The organism is Hyphomonas sp. (assembly GCF_037969335.1).
Lineage (GTDB): Bacteria > Pseudomonadota > Alphaproteobacteria > Caulobacterales > Hyphomonadaceae > Hyphomonas.
Map to the genome: position 1 here is coordinate 1 of NZ_JBBKXE010000144.1, position 10,993 is coordinate 10,993.

Here is a 10,993-nt window from a genome sequence, read left to right on the forward strand (position 1 = left end):
AAGGAGAGGCCCGATGGGCAAGGCAAAGTTTGAACGCAACAAGCCGCACGTGAACATCGGCACGATTGGACACGTTGACCATGGCAAGACGACGCTGACGGCGGCCATTTCGATGGTCCTGGCCGAGGCGTCTGGCGGCGAAGCCAAATCGTATGCCGACATTGACTCGGCGCCTGAAGAAAAGGCCCGTGGCATCACGATCAACACGGCGCACGTCGAGTATGAGACGGCCAACCGTCACTATGCCCACGTCGACTGCCCCGGCCACGCTGACTATGTGAAGAACATGATCACCGGTGCGGCGCAGATGGACGGCGCGATCCTGGTTGTGAACGCGGCTGACGGCCCGATGCCGCAGACCCGCGAGCACATCCTGCTGGCCAAACAGGTCGGCGTGCCGTCGATGGTTGTCTTCCTGAACAAGGTCGACCAGGTCGATGATGCCGAGCTGCTGGAACTGGTCGAGATGGAAGTGCGCGAGCTCCTGAACTCGTACGACTTCCCGGGCGACGATATCCCGATCATTGCCGGTTCGGCACTGGCAGCTGTCGAAGGCCGCAATCCTGAAATCGGCAAGGACAAGGTCCTCGAGCTGATGCAGGCCGTTGATGACTATATCCCGACGCCAGAGCGTCCGCTGGACAAGCCATTCCTGATGCCGGTCGAAGACGTGTTCTCGATCTCGGGTCGCGGTACGGTTGTGACCGGCCGGGTCGAGCAGGGCATCGTCAAGGTTGGCGAGGAAATCGAGATTGTCGGCATCCGTCCGACCGTCAAGACGACCTGTACCGGCGTTGAAATGTTCCGCAAGCTGCTCGACCAGGGCCAGGCTGGCGACAATATTGGTGCGCTGCTTCGCGGTGTTGACCGTGAAGGCGTCGAGCGCGGCCAGGTTCTCTGCAAGCCGGGTTCGATCACGCCGCACACGACGTTCGAAGCCGAAGCCTATATCCTGACCAAGGAAGAGGGTGGCCGTCACACGCCGTTCTTCACCAATTATCGTCCACAGTTCTACTTCCGCACGACCGACGTGACGGGCGTGGTGACGCTGCCGGCCGACAAGGAAATGGTGCTTCCGGGCGATAACGTGAAAATGGATGTCGAGCTGATCCAGCCGATCGCCATGGACAAGGGCCTGCGCTTCGCCATCCGCGAAGGCGGCCGTACCGTCGGCGCCGGCGTGGTGTCCGAAATCAAGAAATAGGCTGGAAACAGCTACGACAAGACAAAGGCCGCTTCCGCAAGGAGGCGGCCTTTTTCATTGTGCGGGATTTCGGGGCGCTCTCGCGGCAGCTTTTGGCAATTGTCTGAACCTTCTATCTTGCAGCGCGCGCCCATTTGGGGCAAACCACCGCTTCGCCTGTAGGGGTATAGCTCAGTTGGTAGAGTACCGGTCTCCAAAACCGGGTGTCGTAAGTTCGAGTCTTACTGCCCCTGCCAGGCGTCAATCATCCGGAAAAGTCGCATGGCGTGCCGCGTCGGCCTGACAAGATCATGCGAGTGCCAGGGATTCCTGTTTCAGAGCGATCAACATGTCGTGGACGACTGTTTCGCTGCGCGAGACCACGCTGGACACAAGTTCGTGGGAAAAGGTCGAGCCGCTGAACCAGGTGTTGTTGTGCCCCTGAACGCGCCGGAGATCGCCGAAAAGCCCGGTCGCGACGGCCTCAGGCCTGTATTGCGGAAAATATTGCCAGGTTTTCTGGAATACGACGTTGTTGATCGTGAACCCGTGCAAAGCGGCGTCGGCAAAGAGAATTTCGCGCAATTCGCCCGAGGTCAGGCCGTCTGAGAACTGGCCGGTAACATATAGGCGCCCGCCCATATCCGAACTCTCACCTTCCGCGCGTCCACCGAGGATCGCGCCGCGCAGGGAACTGTCCTTCGAAGCCCGGGAGTACCCGATGACCTGGTGCCCGGTGAACCAGTCATTCGAGGCGATCAGCGTGGTCGTGTAGTTCTTCCAGTCGATACTGTCGGCGACGCGCTGTTCGAGCGAGCTGGCATCGGCAATAGCAGTGAAGAGTTGCATCGGGATCGTCGACACAATTGCGTCGAACGCTTGTTCGGTATCGCGCGTGTGGATCACCGGTTTGGGGCCGGACCGGTCGATCCCGATCACGGGCGTGGCGAGTCGTACATCAAGCGGCCTGGCAAACCGCTCCCAGAACGTCGTCCAGCCCTGTTCGGGCATGTGCAGGTCATTCAGCACACCAGACAGGAGGTATTGGAAGTCGCACCATTGGACAGTCTGGCCGATCGTGGCCTCGTCGACATAACCGTATCCCTGCGTTGTCTGGATGCGATGCATCGCAAGTTCGATCTTGGGGATGTTAAGTGCGCGGACCCATTCGATCGTCGATAGTGAGGCTTCCTGCATGACTTCCGGGTCGTCAGGCCGCGCGCGAATCGCTTTGCGCAGCGCGCCAGCCTTGCGGATGAACCGCGTGACCTGCAGGGGCAGCGGGACGCCGGGGCCCTGCTTGACGTACTCATAGACGGATTGGCCGTCGAATCGGGCTTCTCCGAGCCGTTTCAAGCTGATGTCATTGGCTTTCATCCAGCCCTTGATCATCGTGTGGGACCGCGTTGTGTAGCACGTGCCCATTTCGTTCAGGTTGTCGCCGTTAAGGATGGAAAACGACTTTCCGCCGATCCGGCCATCGGCTTCGAAGATAACGGGTCGGATCCCCCGTTCCTGCAGGAAATGCGCAGCGCTGAGGCCGGCAGGTCCGGCCCCGATGATCGCGATCTTATATCCGTTCTCGGTGGCCAAGATGTGTTCCACGAACCCTAATTGTTAACGAAAGTATTGGTACTCTCATAAAGTTAGCCCTTGGTGACAAGGCTCATATTCATCTTATCGCGGTATTCAAACTTCATGCCGACAACCGGATCGCAAAATTCCTTTCTGAAGTATTTGCTGCAGCGCAAGCATCCAAATGCGACTGCGGTGGATCGCGTCGTGTTGCTCGAACAGCATTTGGCCTTCGCAAGTCACACCGCCACCATGGCTGGCGTGATGATCGTGAATTCAACTGCTACCACAATGATGATCACGCAGAGCATTGCCAATACATCAATGCGCTATTGGTTGTTCCTGAATTGGGCACTGGCTGCGGTACTGATTATCGACTCGCTGCTCAAGCGCAGTCTTTCGCGGCCGACTGTCGTGAGTGGACGCTATCTGCGACGGTCCGAGTGGCTGGCATACGTGTTCGGCGCGGCATGGGGGTCGCTGCCTTTCTTCATCGGCGGTTCTGACCCGCGTACGGCGGTCCTCTACGGCGCACTGCTGATTCTACCGATGATCGCCGGCATGTCGGCACTCTTGCCTGCCGTGCCAAGGGTCGCGCTGCGATATTCTGCGACTGCCGTGTTCACACTGCTCCTTTACGCAGCGTTGTCGACGGCAAATTCGGGCATCGCGATTTCCCTTATGGTCCTCGTTTTCGCGCTGGCCGTCTATTTCGGTATGAAACGAACCTATCTGACCTTCGTCTCCAACGTTGAGTCCCGAATCCAGGCGACCGAATCACACGAAATCCTCATTGGCGCGCTGAATGCCAGCGGCCAGGCGTTTGCCTATCTCGACGCCAACGGGACCGTTCTGGTTCAAAACGACCTCCACAAAGCGTATTTCTCCGGCACGGAAAGCGATCTGACGACCGGTTCGCGCCGCCTTCCCAAGGCGGGCGAAAGGTACTGGCAGAAGTCTGTCGAGAAGGTGCCGAATGGTGGGCATGTTATTCTCCATACCGATGTCACCAATCTTGAACAGAGCAAGCGGGACATCGAGGTCGCGAAGGAAGAGGCCGAGACCGCTGATGCCGCCAAGACCCGCTTCCTGAACTCGATGAGCCGAGAACTGAAAGTGCCACTCGACGTGATTGTCGGGTGTTCAGGCCTGATGGGCAGCGATTCAAATATTCCGTTCGATGAGCGCGAGTTCCGCGGCTATGCCGACCAGATCCGCAAGCATGCGTCTTATCTTGGAGGAATCATCGACCAGATCATCAGCTTCTCGAAGCTGAACCGTGAAGCCGTGACGGCGGATGAGGAAGTGGTTGAACTGTCGGAGATCATCAACAGTGCCGTTGGGCGCGTACGGCTGGCGTCGCCGGGGTATTCTGACGTGCCGTTGCAGGTGAATATCGAGCCGGGACTGCCCCAGGTTTACTACGACCGCACTGCGCTGGAGCGGATTGTCCTGAACCTCGTGACCAACGCCTTTGAGCATGGGTCCGCGTCGCCGATTTCCGTCAAGGTTTCGCGTATTGTGGGCCGGGGCATATTGCTGATGGTGAGGGATCGCGGATCAGGCATGCGCAAGGAAGATCTCGACAAGGCATTCGAGCCATTTTTCCAGAGCACGCGCACAAATGAACTGAAGAATGGTCGCGGCGTTGGTCTTGGCCTGTCAGTCAGTCGCAAGCTGGCGCGCCAGCATGATGGCGATGTTTTGCTCGACAGCCAGGAAGGCCGCGGCACCAGCGCATTTCTCGTAATTCCTCCAAGCCGTTGCGTCTCAGCCACCGACCACCAGAACAATCCTGCGGCCCGCGAGACGTCCTGACTGCGTGTCAGGCAATGCGGCTCGTTTCCATGGAATGCGCACGACCGATTTCAGATTCGGCGATCATGGCCTGAAACTGTGGGGTGATGGCTGGGCTCTGCTCGGGCGCGCCGAGTTCTTCAGCGATGCCGCTGATCGCCACGGCGCTGCCTTTCCGTCCAATGATGCGCGCCAGCATGCTGCTGACAGCAACCCGTTCCGTGCCGGCGAACACTTCATGGACATAGCAGACATAATTGTCCTGCCATCCGACGATTGATGTGACGACTTCGACTTTTTGCGGGAATCGCAGCGCGCCTGTCTGACGAATGGATTCAGCCTGAATGATGGGAAGCCAGCCATTCCGGCGAATGAGACGCCCGAGACCAATCCGAATGACGGAGTTGATGGTCGCAAGGTCAGTATACGACCGGATCCGATGCAAGGGAACAGCTTGCGCGAACGCATGATCGGTCATCCAGACGCGGAGGCCGATACGTGTCGGTTCCAGCGGGCCGCCAGCGGGCTGCCCGCGCAAGGCGGACAGCAAGATGAACATGAATCGCGCAAACAGATTCAACTGGGTTCCTTCCGGACTGACTGGGCCACGGGCCTGGATTTTTGCCGCTGTCGTCCGGAGGCTCGGCCAACCGGAAGCGTGTCCTAGTTTTCGACAGTATCAGACAATACCGCGTAGCGCCCACCATGAAATAAAAGCGGGCGGGCTTCATGATCGGCGGCAATGCGAATTACTTCGCCCAGAAAAATGACGTGGTCGCCACCATCATGCTGCGCATACGTCCGGCATTCCAACCGCGCTGCGCTTCCGGGCAGGATAGGCACGCCGCCTTCGCCCGGTTCAAATTCCATGCCTTCAAACTTGTCCACATCGCTCATGGCGAACCTGCGCGACAAGCTGGATTGGTCCTCACGCAAGATATGAACGCAAAAGTGCCGGGCTTCCTGAAATGCCTTGAGGTTGCGCGATGCCCGGCTCAGAGACCAGAGGATCAGGGGCGGGTCCACGGATACGGAATTGAAGCTGTTGGCAGTAACCCCGAAAGGCAAGCCGTCTTTATTGCGCGCCGTGATGACGGTGACGCCTGTAACAAACAACCCAAGAGCGTCGCGAAATGTACGGGTATCAAATTCCATATTCCACCGTCTAAGTCGGTTTCGCCGCATGGCAAAGCCGATTTTCCCGTTCGTCAAGCTGCGTTGACCCGCGTGAGGAATGCCGTTGAATGCGCAAATCAGCGCGGCTCGACGCTTCCGGGCCCACGTCAGCACGAGGTATCCAGCATATGGCCGACCACACGCAAGACCCATCGGACCCGTCCGGGGAAGTGCCTGATCCCTGGTGGCGTGGCGCCGCGATCTACCAAGTCTATCCCCGGAGTTATCTCGACACGAATGGCGATGGGATTGGCGATTTGCCGGGAATAACCCGGAAGCTTGGATACATCGCATCACTTGGCGTGGCGGGAATCTGGATATCGCCATTCTTCACGTCGCCGATGAAGGATTTCGGCTACGACGTGTCGGACTATTGCGACGTTGATCCGATTTTCGGCACGCTTGACGATTTCGACCGGCTGATTGCGGCGGCGCATGTCGAAGGACTGCGTGTCATCATCGATCAGGTCATGTCCCATACATCGGATGCGCATGACTGGTTCAGCGAGAGCCGCGCGGACAGGACGAATGCGAAAGCGGACTGGTACGTGTGGCGGGATGCAAAGCCGGACGGGACTCCGCCCAATAATTGGCAGGCGGTATTCGGAGGTGCCGCCTGGACGTGGGATGCGCGGCGCCAGCAATATTACATGCACAATTTCCTGCCGAGCCAGCCGCAACTCAACCTGCACAATCGAGAGGTCCAGGACGCCCTGCTTGCCGCGGCGCGCTTCTGGCTCGAACGCGGCGTCGACGGGTTCAGGCTCGACGCGATCAATTTTTCAATGTTCGATCCGGCTTTTCGCGACAATCCTGCATGGGATGTCGGTGATCGCACGATAACGCGACCGCATGACTTCCAGCACCATGTTCATAACAAGTCACACCCCGGCATCCCCACATTTTTGGAGCGCGTCCGCGCGCTGACCGATGAATTCGGCGCGGTATTCACCGTGGCGGAAGTCGCAGGCGCGGACCCGTTGCCCGAGATGAAAGCCTTCACGGCTGGCGATGGTCGATTGAGCTCGGCCTACAATTTCGACTTTCTCTACGCCTCCACATTGACGCCCGGACGCGTGAAACGCGCTCAATCGAACTGGATGGGCCCCTTCGACGAGGGATGGCCGTCCTGGGCCTTTTCGAACCATGACGCGCCGCGTTGTGTGAGCCGCTGGTATGACGGACCCGACCGGGCCCGGTTCGCAAAACTGACAAATGCGCTCCTGCTCAGCCTGCGCGGCAATCCGATCCTCTATCAGGGCGAAGAGCTGGGCTTGCCGCAGGCCGAAATTCCGTTTGAACAATTGCAGGACCCCGAGGCGATCGCGAACTGGCCCCGCACATTGGGCCGCGACGGGGCTCGCACGCCGATGCCATGGACCCATGACGGCCACGCGGCGGGATTCACGACGGGCACGCCGTGGCTGCCAGTGGGGCAGGGGCATGCCGCTGTGGCGGCGGACGTGCAGGAGACAAAGCCAGACTCGGTCCTGAATTTTACGCGGCACGTGCTGAACCTTCGGGGATCGTCCCCGTCTCTGACCCTTGGTGACATCGCATTCGAGGATGTAGAGCTGCCGCTGCTGGTGTTTCGGCGCGTGCGGGGCGACGACACGGTGCTCTGCGTGTTCAATCTCGGCGCCGAATCCCGGCTGCGCCCCGATTGCATGCCGTCAGGCGCGACCGTATTGGCAGAGTCCGGATGGGGTGGTGAATTTTTAGGCGACGTGCCGGAATATTCCGTTTGGATGGGGCGCCTCTGAGCAATCCGCATTCGAACATGACAGGATCGATCCGAAGGGCCGAAAAGGCCTGCGGATCGGAAGACCTAAATCAGTGCGTGACGCTGGCGCATGAGAGCGCCAACATGAGCATTTTTGGCGCCATTGCCAAAATACTATACTCAGAATCGCATTCTTGCGGCATGCGAGAATTTGAATGCGCGGGGAGCGTCCACGATGGCCAAATTCATACCTGTTGATCCGTTCGATATCGTCATATTTGGTGGCACAGGTGATCTCTCCCGGCGCAAGCTGTTGCCGGCGCTCTATCACCGCTGGCTGGACGGCCAGATTCCGGAGACAAGCCGGATTGTCGGCACGGCGCGTTCGGAGCTTTCCACCAAAGCCTATCGTGACATGGCGCGCGAGGCCTGCGAGACGGCGTCCGGCAAGAGTTGGGATGCCAAGGCGTGGAAAGGGTTCGAAAAGCTCGTCGAATATGTCTCGATTGATGCCACCGATCCCGAAGCCGACTGGCCGACCCTCAAATCGAAACTGTCCGATGAGCCAGGTCGACCGTGCGTCTTCTATCTGGCGACGTCGCCGCGTCTGTATGTCGGCATCTCAGAGGCGCTCGGGCGGGCTGGCCTGGCGACGGAAAATGCACGCGTCGTGCTCGAAAAGCCGATCGGTACAGACCTTGAGTCGGCCCGCGAAATCAATGACGGTGTCGGCGCCGTGTTTGCCGAGCGCCAGGTTTTCCGCATCGACCATTACCTTGGCAAGGACACGGTCCAGAACCTGATGGTCCTGAGATTTGCCAACATGTTGTTCGAGCCGCTCTGGTCTCGCAATTATGTCGACCATGTCCAGATCACAGTGGCCGAGGATCTCGGGCTTGAGGGCCGGGCGGATTATTATGACAAGTCCGGCGCGTTGCGTGACATGGTCCAGAACCATATGCTCCAGTTGCTCTGCCTGACGGCGATGGAGCCGCCCAACCATCTCGATGACGACGATATCAGGACGGAGAAAATCAAGGTGCTGAACGCGCTGGTGCCGATCACGGGCGAGGCGGCGCGGCGGGTGACGGTGCGGGGCCAATACAAGGCTGGCGTACGCGGCGATGAGCCTGTGAAAGGCTATGTCGACGAGTTGAGCAGCGGCGCCGCCAGCACTACGGAAACCTTTGTCGCGATCAAGGCATCGATCGACAACTGGCGCTGGGCCGGTGTGCCGTTCTACCTCAGAACGGGGAAGCGCTTGCCTTATCGCCATTCCGATATCGTGATCCAGTTCAAACCGACCCCGCATTCGCTGTTCGGCGAAGGCAATGACGCCGTGAACCGGCTGGTCATTCGGCTTCAGCCGGATGAAGGCGTCCGCCTCTATGTGCAGATCAAGGAACCGGGTCCCGGCGGCCTGCGTGTGAAGTCCCTGCCGCTGAACTTGTCTTATGCTGAAAGCTTTACCGTGCGCTATCCGGATGCCTACGAGCGATTGCTGATGGATGTTGTGCGAGGCAATTTGTCCCTGTTCATGCGCCGCGATGAGGTTGAGGCTGCCTGGAAATGGGTCGATGGCTTGATCGATGCCTGGGATCGTTACGGCGATGCGCCGGACCTCTACGCCGCTGGCAGCAACGGACCGCTCGCCGCCGCCATGATGATGGACCGCGACGGTCGCGAATGGTTTGAAGGACAATAGCTTGATGAAGCACGAATTTCTGGAGCATTCGAGTCGAGACGAGGCCGCTGATTTTGCCGCGCGCATGGCTGTGGGCGTTCTGTCGGCTGTGATCGAGGAGTCCGGAAAAGCGAGTTTCATGGTGTCGGGAGGATCGACCCCCGCGCCCGTGTTCGACCGGCTTGCGCAGGCGGATATGGCGTGGAACCGCGTGACCGTCGGTCTTGTCGACGAGCGCTGGGTCAGCCCGGTCGATCCGGGATCGAATGAGCGCCTGGTGCGCAGTCATTTGCTGACAGGCAAAGCAGGAGCTGCGGGATTTGTGCCGATGAAGACGGCCGCGCAGACAGCCGCGGCAGCGGTAGCCGACCGGAACCTTGCCTATGGGCCGCATTGCGACCCGATTGACCTGATCCTCCTGGGCATGGGGACTGATGGGCATACCGCGAGCTGGTTTCCAAATGCGGGTGGCCTGAAAGGCGCCATGCATGCCAGGCAAGGAGAGGTCGTCGCCGCGATTGATGCGACCGGCTGTCCGGTCGCCGGGGACGTGACGGAACGGCTCACGCTGACCGGGCCGGCGATCATCGATTCTGACGCCGCCATCCTCTTGATTTTCGGTGACGAGAAGCGGGACGTGTTGACGTCGGCTCTCAAATCGGAACCCGACGATCAGCCTATCCGTTTCGCCGTTGATGGGCTCGGCCCCCGCCTCACAATCATATGGGCACCATGATAACTCACATGCATCCCGCCATCGCGTCTGTCACAGACCGCATTCGTCTTCGGTCCAAGGACACACGCGCCACGTATCTGGAGATGATTCGGGCGCGTCGCCCGGACGGGTTTGCGCGGATGAAGATGACGGAGGGCAACCTGGCCCATGCGTCGGCTGGCTGTGCGGTGATGGAGAAGGCGGAACTGCTCGGCGGCGGCTGGCCCAATATCGGGATCATCACGTCGTATAATGACATGCTGTCGGCGCATGCGCCGTTCGAGCATTATCCGGACATCATTCGCAAGGCGGCGCGCGACGCGGGCGCGATTGCGCAGGTGGCGGGCGGTGTGCCGGCGATGTGCGATGGCGTCACGCAGGGCCAAGAGGGCATGGAGCTTTCGCTGTTTTCGCGCGACGTGATCGCAATGGCGTCAGCGATCGGGCTGAGCCATGACGTTTTCGACGCCGCGCTGCATCTCGGCGTCTGTGACAAGATTATTCCGGGACTCGTGATTGCGGCGCTTCGTTTCGGCTGGCTGCCATCGGTCTTCGTGCCTGCGGGGCCAATGCCGTCCGGCCTGCCCAATCCCGAGAAGGTCCGCATTCGCCAGCTGTTTGCCGAGGGCAAGGTGGACCGCGAGGAATTGCTCCGCGCGGAAGCCGAGAGCTATCACACGCAGGGCACCTGTACGTTCTACGGAACGGCCAATTCCAACCAGATGCTGATGGAAGTCATGGGCCTGCACCTGCCGGGCGCGGCCTTCACCAATCCCGGCACGCCGCTGCGCGAGGCGCTGACGCGCGCTGCGACGCATCGTGCCGCCGCGATTACCGCGCAGGGCGACGATTACAGGCCAATGGGCGAATTGATCGACGAGCGGTCGGTCGTGAACGGGATTGTCGGCCTGATGGCGACCGGCGGGTCGACCAATCACGCGCTGCACATCCCCGCCATGGCAGCGGCTGCGGGCATCCAGGTCACGCTGGAGGACTTCGCCGAAATCAGTGCGGTGACGCCCTTGCTGGCACGCATCTATCCGAACGGACCTTCGGATGTGAACCATTTCCATGCGGCTGGCGGAATGGGTTTCCTCGTCCGCGAATTGCTGGGGGCAGGGCTTATGGATGGGGGTGCGC

Annotated in this window: 9 protein-coding genes and 1 tRNA gene; 7 read left to right on the forward strand and 3 right to left on the reverse strand. The window is 59.9% G+C overall.

All coding sequences use genetic code 11. The features are described from left to right. Positions 1-13 precede the first annotated feature (13 nt). Both tuf and AADA04_RS10825 read left to right on the forward strand, forming a co-directional pair. Complete coding sequence (tuf, locus tag AADA04_RS10820; protein WP_340693288.1) at positions 14-1,204, forward strand: elongation factor Tu; 1,191 nt, start codon at positions 14-16, stop codon at positions 1,202-1,204. Positions 1,205-1,364: 160 nt separating this feature from the next. Then, positions 1,365-1,440: transfer RNA gene (locus AADA04_RS10825), tRNA-Trp, on the forward strand. 52 nt (positions 1,441-1,492) lie between these two features. Here the strand turns inward: AADA04_RS10825 and AADA04_RS10830 are convergent. Continuing rightward, complete coding sequence (locus AADA04_RS10830) at positions 1,493-2,776, reverse strand: FAD-dependent oxidoreductase (protein ID WP_340693280.1); 1,284 nt, start codon at positions 2,774-2,776, stop codon at positions 1,493-1,495. A gap of 189 nt (positions 2,777-2,965) precedes the next feature. Here AADA04_RS10830 and AADA04_RS10835 point away from each other — a divergent pair, with 189 nt between their 5' ends. Continuing rightward, positions 2,966-4,576 carry an ATP-binding protein gene (locus tag AADA04_RS10835; protein ID WP_340693281.1) on the forward strand — a complete coding sequence of 537 codons (1,611 nt, stop codon included), beginning with the start codon at positions 2,966-2,968 and terminating at the stop codon, positions 4,574-4,576. A 7-nt stretch (positions 4,577-4,583) separates the two neighbouring features. On the opposite strand, the gene AADA04_RS10840 is transcribed toward AADA04_RS10835, so the two are convergent. Both AADA04_RS10840 and AADA04_RS10845 read right to left on the reverse strand, forming a co-directional pair. Next, entirely contained in the window at positions 4,584-5,114 is a 531-nt protein-coding gene (locus tag AADA04_RS10840; protein WP_340693282.1) for a hypothetical protein, read from the reverse strand. Positions 5,115-5,218: 104 nt separating this feature from the next. Then, the gene (locus AADA04_RS10845; RefSeq protein WP_340693283.1) at positions 5,219-5,710 is read right to left on the reverse strand and encodes a flavin reductase family protein; all 492 of its coding nucleotides are present in this window, start codon (positions 5,708-5,710) and stop codon (positions 5,219-5,221) included. A gap of 89 nt (positions 5,711-5,799) precedes the next feature. On the opposite strand from AADA04_RS10845, the gene AADA04_RS10850 reads away from it, so the two are divergent. The 4 genes from AADA04_RS10850 to AADA04_RS10865 all read left to right on the forward strand — a co-directional run. Beyond that, positions 5,800-7,494, forward strand: a complete 1,695-nt coding sequence (locus AADA04_RS10850) for an alpha-glucosidase (protein ID WP_340693284.1) — start codon at positions 5,800-5,802, stop codon at positions 7,492-7,494. 195 nt (positions 7,495-7,689) lie between these two features. Continuing rightward, entirely contained in the window at positions 7,690-9,159 is a 1,470-nt protein-coding gene (gene zwf, locus AADA04_RS10855) for a glucose-6-phosphate dehydrogenase (protein WP_340693285.1), read from the forward strand. Between the two features lie 4 nt (positions 9,160-9,163). Further along, a complete protein-coding gene (gene pgl / locus AADA04_RS10860; RefSeq protein WP_340693286.1) occupies positions 9,164-9,874 on the forward strand; it encodes a 6-phosphogluconolactonase in 711 nt (236 codons plus the stop codon). Positions 9,875-9,882: 8 nt separating this feature from the next. Beyond that, positions 9,883-10,993: dihydroxy-acid dehydratase (locus AADA04_RS10865; RefSeq protein ID WP_340693287.1), on the forward strand; the 1,111-nt coding region annotated here is incomplete at its 3' end.